Source organism: Thalassococcus sp. BH17M4-6 (assembly GCF_049323015.1).
Lineage (GTDB): Bacteria > Pseudomonadota > Alphaproteobacteria > Rhodobacterales > Rhodobacteraceae > Puniceibacterium.
Genome location: NZ_JBMPGU010000004.1, coordinates 336,193 through 355,614 on the forward strand (window position 1 = coordinate 336,193; position 19,422 = coordinate 355,614).

At 64.8% G+C, this 19,422-nt stretch carries 20 protein-coding genes; 14 read left to right on the forward strand and 6 right to left on the reverse strand.

The genetic code is table 11. The features are described 5' to 3' along the window. Positions 1-92: 92 nt before the first annotated feature. Positions 93-890 carry a ferritin-like domain-containing protein gene (locus ACOXXX_RS08545; protein WP_422826176.1) on the reverse strand — a complete coding sequence of 266 codons (798 nt, stop codon included), beginning with the start codon at positions 888-890 and terminating at the stop codon, positions 93-95. A gap of 29 nt (positions 891-919) precedes the next feature. After that, the gene (locus ACOXXX_RS08550) at positions 920-1,372 is read right to left on the reverse strand and encodes a peroxiredoxin (RefSeq protein WP_422826139.1); all 453 of its coding nucleotides are present in this window, start codon (positions 1,370-1,372) and stop codon (positions 920-922) included. Between the two features lie 87 nt (positions 1,373-1,459). Between ACOXXX_RS08550 and ACOXXX_RS08555 the strand changes: the two genes are divergently transcribed. Next, complete coding sequence (locus tag ACOXXX_RS08555; protein WP_422826140.1) at positions 1,460-4,753, forward strand: AsmA-like C-terminal region-containing protein; 3,294 nt, start codon at positions 1,460-1,462, stop codon at positions 4,751-4,753. A gap of 10 nt (positions 4,754-4,763) precedes the next feature. Continuing rightward, positions 4,764-5,813 carry a tRNA preQ1(34) S-adenosylmethionine ribosyltransferase-isomerase QueA gene (queA, locus tag ACOXXX_RS08560; protein WP_422826141.1) on the forward strand — a complete coding sequence of 350 codons (1,050 nt, stop codon included), beginning with the start codon at positions 4,764-4,766 and terminating at the stop codon, positions 5,811-5,813. 8 nt (positions 5,814-5,821) lie between these two features. Here queA and ACOXXX_RS08565 read toward each other — a convergent pair whose 3' ends face one another. Further along, positions 5,822-7,126, reverse strand: a complete 1,305-nt coding sequence (locus ACOXXX_RS08565) for a pilus assembly protein TadG-related protein (protein ID WP_422826142.1) — start codon at positions 7,124-7,126, stop codon at positions 5,822-5,824. Continuing rightward, entirely contained in the window at positions 7,123-7,719 is a 597-nt protein-coding gene (locus ACOXXX_RS08570) for a TadE/TadG family type IV pilus assembly protein (protein WP_422826143.1), read from the reverse strand. The genes ACOXXX_RS08565 and ACOXXX_RS08570 overlap by 4 nt, the downstream gene beginning before the upstream one ends. Positions 7,720-8,362: 643 nt before the next feature. On the opposite strand from ACOXXX_RS08570, the gene ACOXXX_RS08575 reads away from it, so the two are divergent. From ACOXXX_RS08575 to lpdA, 3 genes are all read left to right on the forward strand, one after another. Beyond that, positions 8,363-9,631 carry an MFS transporter gene (locus ACOXXX_RS08575; RefSeq protein WP_422826144.1) on the forward strand — a complete coding sequence of 423 codons (1,269 nt, stop codon included), beginning with the start codon at positions 8,363-8,365 and terminating at the stop codon, positions 9,629-9,631. A 121-nt stretch (positions 9,632-9,752) separates the two neighbouring features. Then, entirely contained in the window at positions 9,753-10,325 is a 573-nt protein-coding gene (locus ACOXXX_RS08580) for a DUF924 family protein (protein ID WP_422826145.1), read from the forward strand. Between the two features lie 58 nt (positions 10,326-10,383). Next, positions 10,384-11,778, forward strand: a complete 1,395-nt coding sequence (gene lpdA / locus ACOXXX_RS08585) for a dihydrolipoyl dehydrogenase (protein WP_422826146.1) — start codon at positions 10,384-10,386, stop codon at positions 11,776-11,778. Positions 11,779-11,814: 36 nt separating this feature from the next. Here the strand turns inward: lpdA and ACOXXX_RS08590 are convergent, their stop codons facing one another. Together ACOXXX_RS08590 and ACOXXX_RS08595 are read right to left on the reverse strand one after the other, a co-directional pair. Next, on the reverse strand, positions 11,815-12,045 hold the full coding sequence (locus ACOXXX_RS08590) for a hypothetical protein (protein ID WP_422826147.1): 231 nt from the start codon (positions 12,043-12,045) through the stop codon (positions 11,815-11,817). 18 nt (positions 12,046-12,063) lie between these two features. Further along, on the reverse strand, positions 12,064-12,717 hold the full coding sequence (locus ACOXXX_RS08595) for an alpha/beta hydrolase (RefSeq protein WP_422826148.1): 654 nt from the start codon (positions 12,715-12,717) through the stop codon (positions 12,064-12,066). Between the two features lie 174 nt (positions 12,718-12,891). Here ACOXXX_RS08595 and ACOXXX_RS08600 point away from each other — a divergent pair, with 174 nt between their 5' ends. The 9 genes from ACOXXX_RS08600 to ACOXXX_RS08640 all read left to right on the forward strand — a co-directional run bounded on the left by ACOXXX_RS08600 (position 12,892) and on the right by ACOXXX_RS08640 (position 19,421). Beyond that, entirely contained in the window at positions 12,892-13,353 is a 462-nt protein-coding gene (locus ACOXXX_RS08600; RefSeq protein WP_422826149.1) for an Rrf2 family transcriptional regulator, read from the forward strand. Between the two features lie 73 nt (positions 13,354-13,426). Further along, positions 13,427-14,470: a cysteine desulfurase family protein gene (locus ACOXXX_RS08605; RefSeq protein WP_422826150.1), complete on the forward strand. Its 1,044-nt coding sequence runs from the start codon at positions 13,427-13,429 to the stop codon at positions 14,468-14,470. Between the two features lie 22 nt (positions 14,471-14,492). Next, entirely contained in the window at positions 14,493-16,043 is a 1,551-nt protein-coding gene (gene sufB / locus ACOXXX_RS08610) for a Fe-S cluster assembly protein SufB (protein WP_422826151.1), read from the forward strand. Positions 16,044-16,066: 23 nt separating this feature from the next. Then, complete coding sequence (locus tag ACOXXX_RS08615) at positions 16,067-16,243, forward strand: hypothetical protein (protein WP_422826152.1); 177 nt, start codon at positions 16,067-16,069, stop codon at positions 16,241-16,243. After that, on the forward strand, positions 16,243-16,437 hold the full coding sequence (locus ACOXXX_RS08620; RefSeq protein WP_422826153.1) for a hypothetical protein: 195 nt from the start codon (positions 16,243-16,245) through the stop codon (positions 16,435-16,437). Before ACOXXX_RS08615 ends, ACOXXX_RS08620 begins: the two co-directional genes overlap by 1 nt. Positions 16,438-16,439: 2 nt before the next feature. After that, on the forward strand, positions 16,440-16,754 hold the full coding sequence (locus tag ACOXXX_RS08625; protein WP_422826154.1) for a heavy metal-binding domain-containing protein: 315 nt from the start codon (positions 16,440-16,442) through the stop codon (positions 16,752-16,754). Further along, positions 16,754-17,353 carry a hypothetical protein gene (locus ACOXXX_RS08630; RefSeq protein ID WP_422826155.1) on the forward strand — a complete coding sequence of 200 codons (600 nt, stop codon included), beginning with the start codon at positions 16,754-16,756 and terminating at the stop codon, positions 17,351-17,353. Before ACOXXX_RS08625 ends, ACOXXX_RS08630 begins: the two co-directional genes overlap by 1 nt. Positions 17,354-17,385: 32 nt before the next feature. After that, positions 17,386-18,141 (forward strand): Fe-S cluster assembly ATPase SufC, encoded by a 756-nt coding sequence (gene sufC / locus ACOXXX_RS08635; protein WP_422826156.1) that lies wholly within the window; start codon positions 17,386-17,388, stop codon positions 18,139-18,141. Continuing rightward, the gene (locus tag ACOXXX_RS08640) at positions 18,141-19,421 is read left to right on the forward strand and encodes a SufB/SufD family protein (protein WP_422826157.1); all 1,281 of its coding nucleotides are present in this window, start codon (positions 18,141-18,143) and stop codon (positions 19,419-19,421) included. The genes sufC and ACOXXX_RS08640 overlap by 1 nt, the downstream gene beginning before the upstream one ends. The last annotated feature ends 1 nt before the right edge of the window (position 19,422 follow it).

Sequence of the window (19,422 nt, forward strand, 5' to 3'; positions counted from 1 at the left end):
TCACTTTTTCGCAACAATTTTGGCGCAATGATTCGAAGGCAGCGGCGCAATTGTGCCCAATTGGCAAAAATCCGCCGACACCAAGGGCTTCGTCAGCGCTCTTGAGCTTCGGTCAGGGGCCAGTAGAAATCCGGCGGCAGCCCGGCCTCGGCGCGTTTTTCGTCGTTGAAGGGCGGCTTGAGGGGGCCGTGGAAATATTTCCGGACCAATTCGTGAAAGACCGGCTTGGGGTCGCGGTTGTGGCGCCCGCACAGAAAGTGGAACCATTTCGACCCGTAGGCCACGTGCCCGACCTCTTCGGCATAGATGGTTTCCAGCGCCGCGACAGCGCCGTCGGCCCCGGCCTTGCGAAAGAGCGCAATCATGCCCGGCGTCACGTCGAGGCCCCGCGCCTCGAGCACCATGGGCACCACCGCGAGCCGTCCCAGCAGGTCGTCGCCGGTGTCCTCAGCGGCGCGCCACATGCCCGCATGGGCGGGTAGGGCGCCATAATGGCTGCCCTCGGCCTCGAGGCAGTCGCACATCAGGTTGAAATGTTTTGATTCCTCATCCGCCGCGCGCACCCAGTCGTCGTAATAGCCCGGCGGCATCGCTGTGGCGGCGAAGCGGGCGATGATATCCCAGTGCAGATCCACCGCGTTCAGCTCGATATGCGCGACCGCGTGAAGCAATGCGATGCGGCCCTGCGGACTGCCGGGTTTGCGTTTGGGCACGTCGCGCGGGTCCAGCAACTCGGGCCGATCTGGTCGCGCCGGGCGAAGGGGGGGCTGCGCGCTGCCCACCGGAAGGGTCCGATCCGCCGCGCGGGCGGCGAACCAGGTGGCGGCATGGCGGCGTGACAAGGCGGTCTTGGCGCGCCCGTCGGCGGTGGTCAGAACCTCGACCGCCATGTCGGACAGGGTCTGCACGGCGGACACGTCTAAAGCGCCTTCACCGCCTCCAGCACCTCTTCGGCATGGCCGGGCACCTTGACCTTGGGCCAGCTGCGCGCAATCGCACCATGCCCGTCGATCAGGAAAGTCGACCGCTCGATGCCCATGAAGGTCTTGCCGTACATCTTCTTTTCCTTCCAGACGCCGTATTGCTCGCAGACGTCGGAATTTTCGTCCGACAGCAGCGGCACGGTCAGATCCTTCTTGGCCATGAACTTGTCATGGCTTTCGATGCTGTCCTTGGAGATGCCGAAAACCTTGACGCCAAGCTCCTCGAACGCGGGCAGAAGGGCGGTGAAGGCCTCGTTCTCCTTGGTGCAGCCCGACGTGTCGTCGCGCGGGTAGAAGAACAGGACAACCGGGCTGGGCCGCAGCTTTGACAGGGTCACATCGTCGCCGCCGGTGACCGGCAGGGTGAAATCGGGGGCCATATCCGCCATGGGTGATGCTCCGTAATGCTTTCTACGCTTCGGGGTTTCATACTAGAACGGGGGCAGCAAGGGTAAAGCCATGAGGCGCAAGGAACCGTGAGCGATCAGATCCCCCCCGGACATGTGCCGCCGCCCCGCAGGCGGCGCAAGGCCGGGCTGTGGGTGCTGATGGCCTTTAGCCTGCTGCTTGCGGGCCTGTCGGTGGCGGTCTGGGCAGCGGTGGGGCGGCCCGTGACGGCCCCCGACTGGCTGCAAACCCGGATCGAGGCGCGGCTGACCGAGGCGGCGCCGGGCGTCCGGCTGCGCTTTGGCCGCGTCGGGGTCGTGTTTCAGCCCGACGGGCTAGCGCGGGTGCGTCTGTCGGACGTCGATATCGCCACGCCCGAGGGAAGCCCTGTCGCCACCCTGTCCGAGGTCGAGGCGGCGCTGTCCTTCGGGGCGCTGCTGCGGGGGCAGCTGTCGCTGCGCGAGGCGCGGCTGTCGGGCGGTTTTGTCACCCTGCAGCGCGACGTGGACGGGCGGCTGGGCCTCGCGCTGGGGCAGGCCTTCAACCCCAGCAGCACCGGCCCCGACGTGCCGACGCTGATCGCACAGGTCGACCGGTTGCTGACCGACCCGCGGCTGGCCGCGCTGCGCGAGGTTTCCGCCGACGCGCTGACCCTGCGCTATGAAGATGCGCGCGCCCGCCGCAGCTGGACCGCTGATGGCGGGCGGCTGCGGATCGAGCGCAGCGGCGGCGTGCTGCGGCTGAGCGCCGATCTTGCGGTGCTGGGGGGCGGCGACAGCGTGGCGTCGCTTTCGGTCAATGCCGAAAGCGCCATCGGGCGGCGCGACGTGGACTTTGGCCTTGCGCTCAACGACCTTTATTCCGTCGATATCGCAACGCAAAGCCCGGCCTTGGCCTGGCTGCGGGCGCTGCGCGCGCCGATTTCGGGCGCGCTGCGCGGCGGGCTGGACGAGGCCGGCGGGCTGGGGCCGCTGAACGCCACCTTGCAGATCGGGCAGGGCGTGCTGCAGCCCAACGACCGCGCCCAGCCCGTGCCGTTCGACGGGGCGCGCACCTATTTCACCTACGATCCCGCGACCGACACGCTGGAATTCGCGGAAATCTCGGTCGATAGCGCGCTTGGGTCGGCCAGCGTCGAGGGGCGCGCCATCCTTGAAGGGCTGGATCAGGGCCTGCCGGAGGCGCTGCTGGGACAGTTCACCCTGACCGGGCTGCAGGCCGATCCGGGCCGGTTTCTGGACACCGATGTGACCCTGGCCCGGGCCGAGATGGATTTCCGGCTCGAGCTTGCGCCGTTCCGCCTGACGCTGGGGCGGATGCGGGTGGACGATCCCGACCTGCCGGTGTTTCTGAAGGGCGAGGTCACGGCGGACAGCGACGGCTGGCATGCGGCGCTTGACGGCACTGTGGCGCGGGCAACCCCGGCGCAGGTCGCGGCCTACTGGCCGCCCGCCGTCGCGGCAAAGACCCGCAACTGGTTCCTTGACAACGTGGGCGACGCCATGGTGCGCGACGCGACGCTCGCGGTGCGGGCAGAGCCGGACAGCCGCCCGGCGCTTTACATCGATTTCGCGTTCGAGGATGCCGATGTCCGCTTTGCCAGAACGCTGCCGCGCATCACCGGCGGGGCCGGACAGTTCACGCTGATCGACAACCGCCTGTCCGTGATGGCCGAGGCCGGAACCATCGTGCCACCCGAAGGCGGCGCAATCGACATCGCGGGATCGACCTTCGTCGTCCCCGACACCCGCCGGAAGCCCGCCGATGGCCAGGTGCAGCTGGCCGCCAGCGGCGCGGTCACGGCCTTTCTGTCGTTCCTGGATCAGGAGCCGCTTTCGGTCCTGCAAAGGGCCGGGCGCGATGTCGATCTGGCCGAGGGGCGCGCCGAGGTCACGGGCTGGCTGCATCTGCCGCTGCGCAAGGGGCTGCGGCTGCCGGACATGGATTTCGCCTTTGCCGGGACGCTGCGCGACCTCAGCAGCGACACGGTGGTGCCGAACCGGACGCTGGCGGCGCAGATCGCGGCGCTGACCGTGTCGCCCGAACAGTTGCGTATCACCGGGGCGGTGACCCTGTCGGGCGTGCCGTTTCAGGGCAGCTGGACGCAGCCGCTGGGCCAGCCGGGGCTGGGCAGCACGGTGAACGGCGACGTGACGATTACGCCCGAAAGCCTGGCCGCGCTTGGCGTGAGCCTGCCGCCGGGCATGGTGTCGGGGCAGGGCCGGGGCACGGTGCAGATCGACCTGGCCAAGGGGCAGGCCCCGGCGTTTTCCATGACCTCGACGCTGGCGGGGGTGGGGCTGTCGCTGCCTCAGGTGGGCTGGCGTCTGAGCCCGCGCGGCACCGGCCGGTTTGCCGTGCGCGGGTCGCTGGGCAGCACCCCGCGCATCGACGCGCTGTCGATCGTGGCGGCGGGGCTCAACACCTCGGGGCGCGTGGTGCTGGGGCCGGGCGCGCAGCTTGACCGGATCGTGCTGGACCGGGTGCGGCTGGGCGGCTGGCTGGATGCGCCGGTGACGCTGGTCGGACGGGGCCGGGGGGCGGCCCCGGCGATCACTGTGTCCGGCGGGCGGATGGACCTGCGACAGGCACCGTTTGGCGGCGGTGGGGGAAATGGCGCGGGCGGGGGCGGCGGGCCGATCACTCTCGCGCTCGACAGCCTGCAGATTTCGAGCGGGATCACACTGCAGGCGTTTCGCGGGCGGTTCGACACGCGCGGCGGGCTGCGCGGCGATTTCACCGCGCAGATGGGCCGCAAGGCGCCGATCCGCGGGCAGGTGCTGCCCCAGAACGGCCGCACCGCGGTGCGCATCGCCGCGGACGATGCAGGCCGGGTGCTGGCGGCGGCAGGGCTTTTGCAGAACGTGCAGGGCGGGGCGCTGACGCTGAACCTGACCCCGGTGCCGGGCACCGAGGGGCAGTACGACGGCGCGCTGGAAGTGCGCGAGCCGCGCCTGCGCGACGCGCCGGCCATCGCGTCGTTGCTGGATGCGATCAGCGTCGTGGGGTTGCTGGACCAGCTGGAAGGCCCGGGGATCTATTTCAGCGAGGTCGACGCCCGATTCCGCCTGACCCCCAGCCAGGTGATCCTGAGCCAGTCCAGCGCCACCGGCCCGTCGATGGGGATTTCGATGGACGGCTATTACAACCTAGGGACCAAGCAGCTGGACATGCAGGGCGTTGTGTCGCCGATCTACGTGCTTAATTCCATCGGCAGCTTCCTCACGCGCAAGGGCGAGGGGCTGATCGGGTTCAACTTTACCCTCAGCGGGCCGACGACCCAGCCAAGGGTTGCGGTCAATCCGCTTTCGGTGTTCACCCCCGGCATGTTCCGCGAGATTTTCCGGCGCGCGCCGCCCGACACCTCGCGCCCCTCGCAATAGGATCCATGCCGTGCGCCTCAGCGATTTCGACTTTGACCTGCCCGAGCGGCTGATCGCGACGCGGCCCGCCAGCCCGCGGTCGTCGGCGCGGCTGCTGGTGGCGCAGGGCGATGCGATCACAGATGCGGTCGTGCGCGATCTGGGCCAGTGGCTGCGCGCGGGCGACCGGATGGTGCTGAACGACACCCGTGTGATCCCCGCCCGGCTGAGCGGCCTGCGCCATCGCAGCGGCGACGCGGGCGACACCCAGGCGCGGATCGAGGTGACGCTGCTGGTGCCGCGCGCCGACGGCGCCTGGGGCGCCCTGGTCAAGCCGCTGAAAAAGGTGCGCGACGGTGAGGAGATCCGCTTTTCCAACGACCTGTCGGCGATCCTCGAGGCCCGGCACGACGGCCAGGCGGCGCTGCGCTTCAACCTCACGGGGGATGATTTCGACGCGGCGCTGGCCGAAGCCGGGGCGATGCCGCTGCCACCTTACATCGCCGCGAAACGTGCCGCCGACGCCCGCGACAAGGACGACTACCAGACCGTATGGGCGCGGCGTCCCGGGGCCGTCGCGGCCCCCACGGCATCGCTGCATTTCGACGATCCGCTGCTGGCAGTGTTGCAGGCGCAGGGTATCGCGATGACGCACGTGACCCTGCACGTGGGCGCGGGGACCTTTCTGCCGGTCAAGGTCGAGGATGTGACCACCCACCGGATGCACGCCGAATGGGGCGAGGTGTCGGCGCAGGCCGCGGCAGAGATCGCGGCCACCCGGGCCGCGGGCGGGCGGATCGTTCCGGTGGGCACAACCGCGCTGCGGCTCATTGAAACCGCCGCACGGGAGACGGGCCAGATCGCGCCCTGGGAGGGCGAGACCGACATCTTCATCTATCCCGGCTTCGACTTTGCCGTGACCGATGCGCTGATGACCAACTTTCACCTGCCGAAATCGACGTTGATGATGCTGGTCTCGGCCTTCATGGGGCAGGACCGCGTGCGCCGCATTTACGCCCATGCCATCGCGCAGGACTACCGCTTTTTCTCGTACGGTGACGCGTCCCTCCTGATCCCGTGACCGCGCGGTCAGCGCAGGACGATCGTGTCGGACTGCAGCATCGTGCGGGCGTTGAAGCAGATCGGCAGCAGATGCAGATTCGTGGTGATTTCGGAGATATCCTGCACCAGCGGGTTCACGATCCCGCCCAGAACCCCCAGCGTCTGGCTGAGCGCGCCGCCGGTTTCGGCCACGGTGTGATCCAGATACGCCCCGAGCGGCGAGTCGGTCGACATCAGCGCGGGGATGTTGGCCATCGCCGCGGCGTCGACGTAAAGCAGGATGCGCACCCCGTTGCCCGGCGCGCAGGCCGGAGAGCCGGTGAGGATCGCGTCGGGCCGCAGCGACACCTGGTGCAGATCGCGCAAAAGCGAAGTGAGGTTGGACACCACCAGCGACGCCTGAAGCTTCACCTCGCCGTCGAACCGCACCGGGCATTCGGAAAAGATCGCCGCGTTCTGCAGCACGAAGCCGTCGCCCAAGCGCAGCACCTCGTTGTCTTCGCAGTTCACGTAAAAGCTGCCGTCGCTCAGGACCTGGATGTCGTCCAGATCGTCCAGCTTGAGGTTCTGTGTCGCGGTCTCTGCCACGCGGCGCAGATCGGCCTTTCGAAGCGATGGAGGGCCGCCGAACAGGTTGACCCTGTCGAGGTTGAGGCCCTGCATCAGGATCTGGTTGATGAGCCGGTCGACAGAGCCGTTCTTCCACACCGGCTTTGCGCCGTAATCGACCTCGGCCTCGGCCATCAGGCAGATGCCCAGAAAGACGTTCTTGGATGACATATCCACCCGCGTCTGCAGCGACAGAAGCGGATCGGGGCAGGTCAGCTCGGCCCGGGTGCGGATCTGTGCCACTGCCCGGCCCTTGATGTTCCATGGATCGTAGCCGAACAGCTTGACGAAAAGCAGCGGTTCGGCCGTGTCGAACCGGTCTTCGCGGTTCAGGGTGACGCGGACGGCGGTCGCGCTGCGCGGATCGGCGTCGGGATCAAGCGGCGTGAACGCGCGGCTGTCTGGCGCCACATGGCCCAGTTCAAAGCTTTCGTCGTTCCAGGCGTTTTCGATTTTCGCCTCGCGCAGGCTGATCCGGGCGACGCGCTGTGCCACCGACCGGGGCGTTTCGCCGCGAACCGGTTCCGAAGCGCGGATCGCCGCACTGATGGCCGAGGCTTCGGCGGTGGATTGCAGCACTTCGGACACCCGCCAGGCATTGGCGACGTCGACCGCGCCGCCCCCCAGCAGCAGGCAGGTCACCAGCATGAAAAGGCTCGTGAGGGTGCCGCCCCCGTCGTCGTTGCGGGCGCGGCGCAAAAGGCTGGGGCACAGGAGCATCATTCCGGCTCCCTCAGCATGGTGACCCTCGCCTCCATCGTGCCGACGACATACCGACCCAGAACCGGGGTAAGCGCGGTTTTCGCCGTATCGACGCTCACGAAGGCCTCGACCTCGTCGCCCTGGGCGCGCACCGTCACGTCATACGGCGCGTCATCGAAGAACAGGTTTTCGCGCAGATAAACCTCGGCCTCGTTCGGCATGACCCGGTGAAGAGAGACCGCCCGCGCGGTATTGCGCGCCGCATTCCACATGCTGGCGTTCGACACCATCAGGTAAGAGAAATCGACGATCAGCAAAAGCGTGGCCGTCAGAAGCGGAGTCCATATAATGAACTCGACGGTCTGCGACCCTGATTCATCTTTTTTGAAACGTGCGAGTATCGTGTGCACGGATGATCCATACGGCATGGTGAAACCTTTAACGCAGTTAAGTTTATAGGCAGACACACTCGTAAAGTCTGGGTGATTGAATAGTCCTGAATTCAGGCAACTTTTGGAAAATATCGACACCATTTTGCCGCAATTCGTCATCCTTATGTTAAATGATTGGTTTTCTGAAAAAATAATACGAATGGTTTTCTGAGTGATCGGCATTTGATCTCATGATCATAGTTTGGGCATTTGCCCACGCGGATAACTCTATTTTACTGAGGTATCGGCGGTCGGTGTGGTCCTGCCGCGCGGCGTTCGTGGCCCTCGGGTCCGTGTCGATGGGAAAGGCTTCGCGCGATTTTTCCAAGGATGCCTGCGCAAGTAAATGGATTTCAAGGAAATTGTTCCGGAACCACAAAGCCGCCTCAATTGACCCGCCAGGGGCGCCATCCGCAGCAATTGGATCTCATTCAGAGAATGTTCCAGATCGTTTAATTGGGGGTTGGCTCGATTTTGGTGGCTCCTATTGATATATAAATTTGATTTATTAAACTTTCATATTTCCACCATGAATTGTAATTCTGGGGGATTCTGCAATCCCGGAATTCAGAAATGAATTGGCCGGAGATATCCGCACGATCACCGGTTTTTGCTATCGTGTGATCGGGCTGTTACGGATGGGTTGGCAATCTGCGCCAGAACGTCGCAGCGGCCCGTTTCGATCGCGGCTTGCCGCCGACCCGGGGGCGTGGGAGTGGGCGCAAAAAGATGGGCCGGGTGTCGCATTCGAACGCGAAGGCACCGGCGTCACCCGCTAGCCCGGGGCCAAACCAACCCGCCGGTGCGGGCAAAGAAGGATAGACCGATGTTCGAGGTTCTGAAGAGCTCTTGGGCGCTGCTGCTGGGCATGTTTTTGCTGATGCTGGGAAACGGCCTCCAATCGTCACTGCTGGGTGTGCGCGGCGGCGAGGCGGGGTTTTCGGCCTTCGAGATGTCGATCGTCATGTCGGCCTATTTCGCCGGCTTCCTGCTGGCGTCGCGCTTTACCCCCGAACTGATACGCAGGGTCGGGCACGTGCGGGTCTTCGCCGCGCTGGGGTCGTTCATCTCGGCTGTGCTGATCCTCTATCCGGCCTTTCCCGACCCCATCGTCTGGGCCGTGGGGCGGGTGATCATCGGCTTTTGCTTCTGCGGCGTCTACGTCACCGCCGAATCCTGGCTGAACAATTCGGCCAGCAACGATACGCGCGGCCAGGCGCTTTCGCTTTACATGATCGTGCAGATGGTCGGGATCATCGCGGCGCAGGGCATCCTGCTGGTGCCGGATGCGTCGGGCTTTCTGCTGTTCGTCATCGGATCGGTGGCGGTGTCGGTCGCCTTTGCACCGATCCTTCTGTCGATCAGCCCGACACCGGCCTTCGAGTCCACGAAGCGGATGAGCCTGATGCAGCTCTTCCGCACCTCGCCGCTGGGCTGTGTGGGCATGTTCCTGCTGGGCGGGGTCTTTGCGGCGCAGTTCGGCATGTCGGCGGTCTATGGCACCGCTGCGGGGCTGAGCCTGCAGCAGATCTCGCTTTTCGTGGCGGCCTTCTACGTGGGCGCGATGCTGCTGCAATATCCGCTGGGCTACATGTCGGACCGGATGGACCGGCGGCGGCTGGTGACGGCGGTGGCCTTTCTGGGCGGGCTCGCCGCGACCTTTGCGGTGCTCTTCAGCTCCAGCTTCACCATCCTGCTGGCGTCGGCCTTCCTGATCGGCGGCGCGGCCAATCCGCTTTATTCGCTGCTCATCGCCTATACCAACGACTTTCTGGGGCATGAGGATATGGCCAGTGCGTCGGCGGGGATGCTGTTCATCAATGGCCTGGGCGCGATCACCGGGCCGCTGATCATCGGCTGGGCGATGGACACCGTGGGGCCCGAGGGCTTCTTCATCCTGATTGCGGCGCTGCTTTTGACGCTGACGGCCTACGGCCTCTGGCGCATGACCCGGCGCGCGGCCCCGTCCGTGGACGAGACCGGCAAATTCGCGCCGATCAGCCAGGCCAGCTCGCCTGTCTTCATGGAAGTCGCGCAGGAATATGTCAGTGATGCCGCAGAGGCCGCCGAAGCGGCCCGAAGCGACGCCGCATGAGCGCAAAAAGCCACAAGGTGCGCCGTGTGTCGGTCTGACACCAAAAGTTACTGGAGAACCCCGGATGGGTGTCGTTAACCTGTTACAAAATAGAACATGCGGTGCAAAAGGAGAGGTCGAAATGGCCGGTCCCGAAGAAATACTGAGTTACTGGCTTGACGAGATCGGACCGGACGGCTGGTACAAGTCCGACCCCGCGCTTGACGCGGACATTCGCGACCGGTTCGAACAGACCTGGGACGATGCGATGGAAGGGCGGTTCGCCCTCTGGCTGACCTATCCCAGCGGGTCGCTGGCCTATATCATCCTGCTGGACCAGTTTTCGCGCAACATGTTCCGCGGCACCGGTAAAAGCTTTGCCTCGGATGCGGTGGCGCTCGCTGCGGCGAAACAGGCGATCCATCGCGGCTGGGACCTGAAGATTGACATCCCGGCGCGGCAGTTCTTCTACATGCCGCTGATGCATTCGGAAAATCTGTGCGATCAGGACCGCTGCGTGCGGCTGATGAACGAACGCATGGGCGGGGGCAGCAACCTGTTGCACGCCAAGGCGCACCGCGAGGTGATCCGCCAGTTCGGACGTTTCCCCACCCGCAACGAGGCGCTGAGCCGCAAGAGCACCAGCCCCGAGATCAGCTATGTCAGCGAAGGCGGCTATGGCCGCACCTTGCGCGAGTTCGAGCAGCCCGCCTGATATTGCCGCCTGCGGGGCGATGGGCTAGCCTTTGCGCAAAGGCGGAGGGGCGGGGCGCATGGCAGCGACGGAATTCGACATGATCGTGATCGGCGCGGGTCCCGGCGGCTATGTCGCCGCGATCCGCGGCGCGCAGCTGGGTCTGCGGGTGGCTGTCGTCGAGCGCGAGCATATGGGCGGCATCTGCCTCAACTGGGGCTGCATCCCCACCAAGGCAATGCTGCGCTCGGCCGAGGTGTTTCACCTGATGCACCGCGCGGCGGATTTCGGGCTTGGGGCGACCGGCGTCAGCTATGATCTTGACGCGGTGGTCAAACGGTCGCGCGCCATCGCCGGGCAGCTCAATGCGGGCGTCGGGCATCTGCTGAAAAAGAACAAGGTCACGGCGATCATGGGCACGGCGCGGCTGGACGCGGCGGACCGGGTGACGGTCAAGGCCGAGGGCAAGACGCAGACCCTGTCGGCCCCCAACATCGTCGTCGCGACCGGAGCCCGGGCGCGCGATCTGCCAGGGCTGGAGGGGGACGGCGCGCGGGTCTGGAGCTACAAGCACGCGCTCAAGCCCCCGCACATGCCGAAGGACCTGCTGGTCATCGGATCGGGCGCCATCGGGATCGAATTCGCGAGCTTCTACAATACGCTTGGGGCCAAGACGACGGTGGTCGAGGTGATGGACCGTATCCTGCCGGTCGAGGATGCCGAGATCAGCGCGATGGCGCGCAAGGCGTTTGAGAAGCAGGGCATGACGATCCTCGAAAAGGCGGTCGTGACCGGGCTGGACCGGCAGAAGGATCACGTTGTCGCCGAGATCGAAAAAGATGGGACACCATCGAGAAAGACCTTCGATACCGTGATATCGGCGGTCGGAATTGTCGGGAATGTGGAGGACATCGGGCTGGAAGGCCTTGGGGTCAGGGTCGAAAAGACCCATATCGTGACCGACCGGATGTGCCACACCGGGGTTGGGGGCATCTATGCCATCGGCGACGTGGCAGGGGCGCCCTGGCTTGCCCACAAGGCCAGCCACGAAGGTGTCATGGTGGCCGAACGCATCGCGGGCGGTAACCCTCACGGCGTCGATCCCGACAGCATCGCGGGCTGCACCTATTGCCAGCCGCAGATCGCCAGCGTCGGCCTGACCGAGGCGCAGGCGAAAGAGCGCGGCCATGACATCCGCGTCGGCCGCTTTCCGTTCATCGGCAATGGCAAGGCCATCGCTCTGGGCGAGCCGGAGGGGATGATCAAAACCGTCTTCGACGCCAAGACCGGCGCGCTGTTGGGAGCGCATATGATCGGGGCCGAGGTCACGGAACTTATCCAGGGCTATGTGGTGGGGCGGCAGCTGGAAACCACCGAGGCCGAGCTGATGAACACGGTCTTCCCGCATCCGACGCTGAGCGAGATGATGCACGAATCCGTGCTCGACGCCTGGGACCGCGCCATCCATTTCTGAGGCCCTGAAACGGCGGGCCGCGTCAGGGCCGAGGCGTCAGCCGTCCTGATCCTTGGCCTGCCCGGCCAGGCGCCGTTCGATGAAAACGCGGGCCCGGCGTTCGGCCATGCGGACGCGCACGGAGGTAAGGAACGCCTCCTCCAAAGTGGTCGAGGAGGCCGCCAATTCCTTGGCCACCTCCATATAGAACCGGTCATCCCCCAATTCCTTCATCGCCTTGAACGTGTCCTCGGCGAGCTTGTCCGCAAGTTCGTTGACGAACGACATCGGGGTCTTCCTTTCCAGTCAGCGGCTGTTTTCGGTCAAGCGGCGTTTTACATAGTCGGTGACGGTGCCGATCATCGGCTCCATATACGGGTCTTCGAAGAAATGGCCCGACCCTTCGACCTGTTCGTGGGTGATGGTGATGCCCTTCTGTTCCTTGAGCTTGCCGACCAGCGACTTGGTGTCGGCGGGCGGGGCGACGCGGTCGTGCGTGCCGTTCAGGATCAGGCCCGACGCGGGGCAGGGGGCGAGGAAGGAAAAATCATACATGTTTGCGGGCGGGCTGACCGAGACGAAGCCGGTGATCTCGGGCCGCCGCATCAGAAGCTGCATGCCGATCCAGGCGCCGAAGGAAAAGCCCGCGACCCAGCAATGCTTGGAATTGTTGTTCATCGACTGCAGGTAGTCGAGCGCCGAGGCGGCGTCGCTGAGTTCGCCCACGCCCTGGTCATATTCGCCCTGCGACCGACCGACGCCCCGGAAATTGAACCGCAGCACCGTGAAGCCCATGTTGTAGAAGGCGTAATGCAGGTTGTAGACCACCTTGTTGTTCATCGTCCCGCCGAATTGCGGATGCGGGTGCAGCACGATGGCGATCGGCGCGTCACGGTCTTTCTGGGGGTGGTAGCGGCCTTCGAGGCGGCCTTCGGGTCCGGGAAAAATCACCTCGGGCATGAGACGGGCAAGCTCCTTGTCGGTGCGGTCCGGGTCGCGAATTCTTGACGCATTCGCTCGGGCACCTTAGAACGGTTCTAAATCCGGATCGCTCCGGCTGCGCATCTCTGGCAGATAAGCGCAGATGTGGACAAGGTCAATCGGTCGCGCGGCGGGGCACGAGGGGGTATTGCGGTGAAATTGAGTACCAAGGGCCGCTATGCCATGGCCGCACTGGTGGACATTGCCCTGCAGCCGGAGGGCGCGCTTGTGACCCTGGGCGACATCGCCAAGCGTCAGGACATCTCTTTGCCGTATCTGGAGCAGCTGTTCGTCAAGCTGCGGCGGGCCGATCTGGTGACCTCGGTCCGCGGACCGGGGGGCGGCTACCGCCTGTCGCGCCCGTCCACCGATATCAAGGTGGTGGATATCCTGGCGGCGGTGGATGAAACGGTCGATGCCATGCACAAGGGGGCCGGCGCGTCGGGCGGTCTTTCGGGCAGCCGGGCGCAATCGCTGTCGAACCGGCTGTGGGAGGGGCTGAGCGCGCATGTCTATGTCTTCCTGCACCAGACGCGGCTGTCGGATGTGGTGGGCAACGACCTTGCCCCCTGTCCGGCGGTGCCGAACCTTTTCGCCGTGGTGGACGAGCCATGATCGCTGACGCGATACGCGAGGCCGGCCTCTCGTGCTCTCGGGAGTATTTTGCCAAGAAGAAGGGAGCCTGGGGGTGAGCCGGGTCTATCTGGATCACAATGCGACCATGCCTCTGCGGGCCGAGGTGCGCGCCGCCATGATCGCCGCGATGGATGTGGCGGGCAATCCGTCGTCGGTCCATGCCGAGGGGCGCGCGGCCAAGGCGCTGGTGGAGCGGGCGCGGGCGCAGGTGGCGACGGCCTTTGGCGCCGACGGCGCGGATGTGGTCTTTGTCTCGGGCGCGACCGAGGCGGCGGCGCTGGCCTGCGCGGGCCAGGGGCTGTCGGGGGCGGACATCGAACATGATGCCGTGGCGGCCTGGATCACCCCGGACCTGGCGGTCTCGCGCGATGGGCTGGTGACGGTGGCCGATCCCGCACGGTCGGTTCTGCAGGCGGCCAATTCCGAAACCGGGGTGGTGCAGGATCTGCCGGAGGGCCTTTGGGCGGTGGATGCGACGCAAGCGCTTGGGCGGTTGCCGCTGGCCTTCAACTGGATGGGCTGCCGGATGGCCTTTGTGTCGGCGCACAAGCTGGGCGGGCCCAAGGGCGTGGGCGCGCTGGTGATGCGGCGCGGCACCGATCTGTCCGCGCAGATCAAAGGTGGCGGGCAGGAGATGGGCCGCCGGTCCGGCACCGAGAACGTCATTGGCATCGCCGGTTTCGGCGCCGCGGCCGAGGCGGCGGTGCGTGATCTGGACAGCGGCGTCTGGGCGCGGATCGAAAAACTTAGAAACATTCTAGAATCCGCTATTGAGGCTGACGCGAAAGAGACTATTTTTGTCGGGAAATCAGCGCGCCGTCTGCCCAACACCAGTTGCCTTGCCACGCCCGGGTGGAAGGGGGAAACGCAGGTGATGCAGATGGACCTGGCCGGGTTCGCGATCAGCGCCGGATCGGCCTGTTCCAGCGGCAAGGTCCGCGCCAGCCGGGTGCTGCGCGCCATGGGATATAACGATACGACCGCCGCCAGCGCCATCCGCGTCAGTCTGGGGCCGGAGACGACAGAAAACGACGTGATGCGCTTTGCCGAGACCTGGCTGCGCCACTATGCGAAATTCCGCGCGCGTGCCGCGTGACAGACATAAAGAGGGGGCTGACATGGCTGCTTTGGACAACCCGGAACTGAAGGACGGGCCGACCGTCAAGGAAGGTGTCGATCAGGACACCGTGGACAAGGTCCAGCAGGTCGGCGGCAAGTACAAGTATGGTTGGAACACCGAGATCGAGATGGACTATGCCCCCAAGGGGCTGACGCCGGAAATCGTGCGCCTGATCTCGGAAAAGAACGAAGAGCCGCAGTGGATGACCGACTGGCGGCTGGCGGCCTACGAGCGCTGGTTGCAGATGAAAGAGCCCGACTGGGCGATGGTCGACTACCCCGAGATCGACTTTCAGGATCAGTATTACTACGCCCGCCCCAAGAGCATGGCGGAAAAGCCCAAATCGCTGGACGATGTGGATCCCAAGCTGCTGGAGACCTACAAGAAGCTGGGCATCCCGCTGAAAGAGCAGATGGTGCTGGCCGGGGTCGAAGGTGCGGGCGAGACGCCCGCCGAAGGCAAGGAAGAGCGGAAAGTGGCCGTTGATGCGGTGTTCGATTCCGTCTCGGTCGGCACGACCTTCCAGAAAGAGCTGCAAAAGGCCGGGGTGATCTTCTGCTCGATCTCCGAGGCGATCCGCGAGCATCCGGAACTGGTCAAGAAATACCTCGGCTCGGTCGTGCCGGTGCAGGACAATTTCTATGCGACGCTCAATTCGGCGGTCTTTTCCGACGGGTCTTTCGTCTACATTCCGCCGGGGGTGCGCTGCCCGATGGAGCTGTCGACCTATTTCCGCATCAATGCCGAAAACACCGGCCAGTTCGAGCGCACTCTGATCATCGCTGACAAGGGGTCGTACGTCAGCTACCTCGAGGGCTGCACCGCGCCGCAGCGCGACACCAGCCAGCTTCACGCCGCAGTGGTCGAGATCGTTGTCGAGGAAGATGCCGAGGTGAAATATTCAACGGTGCAGAACTGGTATCCGGGCGACGAGGATGGCAAGGGTGGCATCTACAACTTCGTTACCAAGCGCGCGGATTGCCGGGGCGACCGGGCCAAGGTGATGTGGACGCAGGTGGAAACCGGCTCTGCCGTGACCTGGAAATACCCAAGCTGCATCCTGCGCGGCGACGACAGCCAAGGCGAGTTTTACTCGATCGCCATCACCAACAACCACCAGCAGGCCGACACCGGCACCAAGATGATCCACCTGGGCAAGCGCACCAAGTCGCGCATCGTGTCCAAGGGGATCAGCGCAGGCGTGGCGCAGAACACCTATCGGGGCCTCGTGTCGATGCACCCCAAGGCCAAGGACAGCCGCAACTATACCCAGTGCGACAGCCTGCTGATCGGGGACAAATGCGGGGCGCATACGGTGCCGTATATCGAGGTCAAGAACAATTCCTCGCGCGTTGAGCATGAGGCGACGACGTCCAAGGTGGACGACGACCAGATGTTCTATTGCCGCCAGCGCGGCATGGACGAGGAAGAGGCGGTGGCGCTGATCGTCAACGGTTTCGCCAAGGAAGTGCTGCAGGCGTTGCCGATGGAGTTCGCCATGGAAGCGCAGGCGCTGGTCGCGATCAGCCTTGAAGGATCGGTGGGCTAGCGCGCCACGCGACGGGGGATGTCATGGGCAAACTGCTGCTTCTTCCGGCCCTGCTGACAGGGGTTTTCTGCGCTGGTTTCGCACTGGCCGTGGATTTCATTGTGGGGATGAAGGGGCTGGCAACGGTCATCGGCATCTCTTTCATCTCGGGGTTTCTGGGCAATTGCTTTGCCCAGATCGTCACCGGAAGGCGCAAGTGATGTTGTCTTATCTGCTGGTCAAATCCGCCGGAGCCGGCATCGGGGTTTTTCTGGGCTCGCTCATCGGGCTCAGCATCCGCAAGCGCGGCGGCAAGACCGAAGGACTGCTGAAAGGATCGGTTTTCCTGACCTCGCTTCTGGCCGGTCTGCTGGGACTTTCTGTCATGATGCTCGTCACTTACATGGGGATGTGAAGATGATCCTGACCACCACCAACACCGTCGAAGGCCACCGGATCACCGCCTACAAAGGCATCGTCGTGGGCGAGGCGATCATGGGCGCCAATGTCGTGCGCGATTTCTTTGCCGGGATCACCGATATCATCGGCGGCCGGTCGGGCGCCTACGAATCCAAGCTGCAGGATGCCCGCGACACCGCGATGCGCGAGTTGGAAGACCGGGCCGCGGCCATTGGCGCCAACGCGGTTGTCGGCGTCGACATCGATTACGAGGTTGTCGGGGATTCGATGCTGATGGTGTCGTGTTCGGGCACGGCGGTGGTGCTGAGCTGATGACGCAGACGACCCTCCAGCGGCCGGAGCTGACGATGCCCGCGCCCGAGGCCGCGCTGTTGCGCGACCACTATGCGCGGGCGGACGTCATTCTGGAATACGGCACCGGCGGGTCGACGGTTCTGGCATCCGAAATGCCGGGCAAGACCGTTTTTGCGGTCGAATCCGATAAGGACTGGGCGCAGATGATGCGCGCCTGGCTGGCAGCGCATCCCCCCGTGGACGGGACCGAGGTTGACGTGATCTGGTCCGATGTGGGCGAGACAGGGGAATGGGGTCGCCCCGTGAACGACCGCGAATGGCGCCGCTATCCACGCTATCCGCTGCAGGTCTGGGGCCTGCCCGAGTTTCGCCATCCCGACGTCGTGCTGGTCGACGGCCGGTTTCGCGAAGGTTGCGCACTGGCGGCGTGTTTTCTGGCCGAACGGCCCATGACGCTGCTGTTCGACGACTATGCTAACCGGCAGCACTATCACCATGTCGAGGAGTTCCTCGGCACCCCCGAATTGACCGGCCGGATGGCGCGGTTCGACATCACCCCGCAGCCCATTCCACCCGCGCGGCTGCTGCGGATCATGCAATTGACGGTGCGGCCCTGAGGCCCCCGGACGACAGGACAAAGGAAGAAAACATGCTTGAGATCAAGAACCTGCACGTGAAACTTGAAGAAGAGGACAAGCAGATCCTCAAGGGCGTGGACCTCACGGTCGAGGCTGGCAAGGTGCACGCGATCATGGGGCCCAACGGGTCCGGCAAATCGACGCTGTCCTACGTGCTCTCGGGCCGCGATGGCTATGAGGTCACCGAAGGCGAGGCGACGCTGCTGGGCGAGGATATCCTGGACATGGACCCCGAAGAGCGTGCGGCTGCGGGCCTGTTTCTGGCGTTCCAGTACCCGGTGGAAATCCCCGGCGTCGGCAACATGACCTTTCTCCGCACGGCGGTGAACGCGCAGCGCAAGGCGCGCGGCGAAGAGGAAATGTCCTCGACCGAATTCCTCAAGGTGATCCGCGAGCGCGCCAAGGAGCTCAAGATCGATGCCGATATGCTCAAGCGTCCGGTCAACGTCGGTTTCTCGGGCGGTGAGAAAAAGCGCAACGAAATCCTGCAGATGGCCATGCTCGAGCCGAAGATGTGTATCCTGGACGAGACCGACTCGGGCCTGGATGTGGACGCGATGAAGCTGGTGGCCGATGGCGTCAACGCGCTGCGCAGCGAAGGGCGCGGGTTCCTGGTGATCACGCACTATCAGCGTCTGCTCGATCACATCAAACCCGATGTCGTGCACATCATGTCGGACGGTCGCATCGTTAAGACTGGCGGGCCGGAACTGGCGCTCGAGGTCGAACACAACGGTTACGGCGATATCCTGGGGGAGGTCGCGTAATGGCATTGCCGCAGGCGAAACAGACCGAAACCGAAGCGCGGCTGGCCGCGCTCGACCTGCCGACCGGCGGCTGGGCCGAGGCCGCGCGCCGCGACGCGCTGGCCAGGGTCCAAAGCATGGGCTTGCCGGGGCGGCGGGATGAATACTGGAAATTCACCAACCCGTCGGGCCTGACCCAGGCCGACGCGCCGCAGGCGGCGGTGTTCGACGCCGACGAATCCCCGATCTTCGGCGAAATAGACCGGCTCAAGATCGTTTTCGTCGACGGTGTGTTCGACCCAGAGGCATCCGATGATCTGGCGCTTGAGGGTGTCAGCATCGAACGTCTGGCCGAAAGCGCATCGGACATCCACTGGGCCAAGGATCTCTACGGCGCGTTGGAAACCAACGGCCAGTCCCCGGTGCAACGCCCGCTGGCGGCGCTCAACACCGCCTTTGCGACGGACGGTATCCTGCTGCATGTCTCGGGCACGCCGTCGAAGCCGATCAACCTGATTTATCATCATAAATCAGAGGTTTCTGACGCGATCCTGCATCACGTGATCAAGGTCGACGCGGGTGCTGAGGTGACGATCCTGGAAAACGGACCGGCCGCCGCACGCTTCAACAAGGTGATGGAAGTCGACGTGGCAGACACCGCCCGGTTCCATCACGTCCGGGCGCAAGGCCGCGACCACGAACGCCGCGCCGCCACGCATATCTTTGCCCGGCTTGGCGCAGAGTCGGCGTTCAAAAGCTTCACGCTCACCGCGAACGGCGTCTTGACCCGCAATGAATGCATCATCGAACTGACCGGCGACGACGCCATAGCCCACGTGGCGGGCGCCTGCGTCGGGGACGGTGATTTTCACCACGACGACACGGTGTTCATCACCCATGACGCGGTGAATTGTGAAAGCCGCCAAGTGTTCAAGAAGGTGCTGCGCAACGGCGCCACCGGCGTCTTCCAGGGCAAGATCCTGGTGAAGGCCGGGGCCCAGAAGACCGACGGTTACCAGATCAGCCAGAGCCTGCTGCTGGACGGCGACAGCCAGTTCCTCGCCAAGCCCGAACTTGAGATCTACGCCGACGATGTGGCCTGTTCGCATGGCTCGACCTCGGGCGCGATCGACGAAGAGGCGCTGTTCTACCTCCGGTCGCGCGGGGTGGCGCATCGCGATGCGACCAATCTGCTGACGCTGGCGTTCCTCGCCGAAGCGGTCGGGGAGATCGAGGACGAAACCCTGGCTGAGGAAATCGTCGGCCGGATCGAGGCCTGGCTCTTGCGGCGGAGCGCCTGAG

Bases quoted from the DNA above. Each gene is read 5' to 3' on its own strand.
- ACOXXX_RS08545 (WP_422826176.1), bottom strand. From the start codon at position 890: ATGGCGGTCGAGGTTCTGACCACCGCCGACGGGCGCGCCAAGACCGCC.
- ACOXXX_RS08550 (WP_422826139.1), bottom strand. From the start codon at position 1,372: ATGGCGGATATGGCCCCCGATTTCACCCTGCCGGTCACCGGCGGCGAC.
- ACOXXX_RS08565 (WP_422826142.1), bottom strand. From the start codon at position 7,126: ATGATGCTCCTGTGCCCCAGCCTTTTGCGCCGCGCCCGCAACGACGAC.
- ACOXXX_RS08570 (WP_422826143.1), bottom strand. From the start codon at position 7,719: ATGCCGATCACTCAGAAAACCATTCGTATTATTTTTTCAGAAAACCAA.
- ACOXXX_RS08575 (WP_422826144.1), top strand. From the start codon at position 8,363: ATGTTCGAGGTTCTGAAGAGCTCTTGGGCGCTGCTGCTGGGCATGTTT.
- ACOXXX_RS08580 (WP_422826145.1), top strand. From the start codon at position 9,753: ATGGCCGGTCCCGAAGAAATACTGAGTTACTGGCTTGACGAGATCGGA.
- lpdA (WP_422826146.1), top strand. From the start codon at position 10,384: ATGGCAGCGACGGAATTCGACATGATCGTGATCGGCGCGGGTCCCGGC.
- ACOXXX_RS08590 (WP_422826147.1), bottom strand. From the start codon at position 12,045: ATGTCGTTCGTCAACGAACTTGCGGACAAGCTCGCCGAGGACACGTTC.
- ACOXXX_RS08595 (WP_422826148.1), bottom strand. From the start codon at position 12,717: ATGCCCGAGGTGATTTTTCCCGGACCCGAAGGCCGCCTCGAAGGCCGC.
- sufB (WP_422826151.1), top strand. From the start codon at position 14,493: ATGGCTGCTTTGGACAACCCGGAACTGAAGGACGGGCCGACCGTCAAG.
- ACOXXX_RS08615 (WP_422826152.1), top strand. From the start codon at position 16,067: ATGGGCAAACTGCTGCTTCTTCCGGCCCTGCTGACAGGGGTTTTCTGC.
- ACOXXX_RS08620 (WP_422826153.1), top strand. From the start codon at position 16,243: ATGTTGTCTTATCTGCTGGTCAAATCCGCCGGAGCCGGCATCGGGGTT.
- ACOXXX_RS08625 (WP_422826154.1), top strand. From the start codon at position 16,440: ATGATCCTGACCACCACCAACACCGTCGAAGGCCACCGGATCACCGCC.
- ACOXXX_RS08630 (WP_422826155.1), top strand. From the start codon at position 16,754: ATGACGCAGACGACCCTCCAGCGGCCGGAGCTGACGATGCCCGCGCCC.
- sufC (WP_422826156.1), top strand. From the start codon at position 17,386: ATGCTTGAGATCAAGAACCTGCACGTGAAACTTGAAGAAGAGGACAAG.
- ACOXXX_RS08640 (WP_422826157.1), top strand. From the start codon at position 18,141: ATGGCATTGCCGCAGGCGAAACAGACCGAAACCGAAGCGCGGCTGGCC.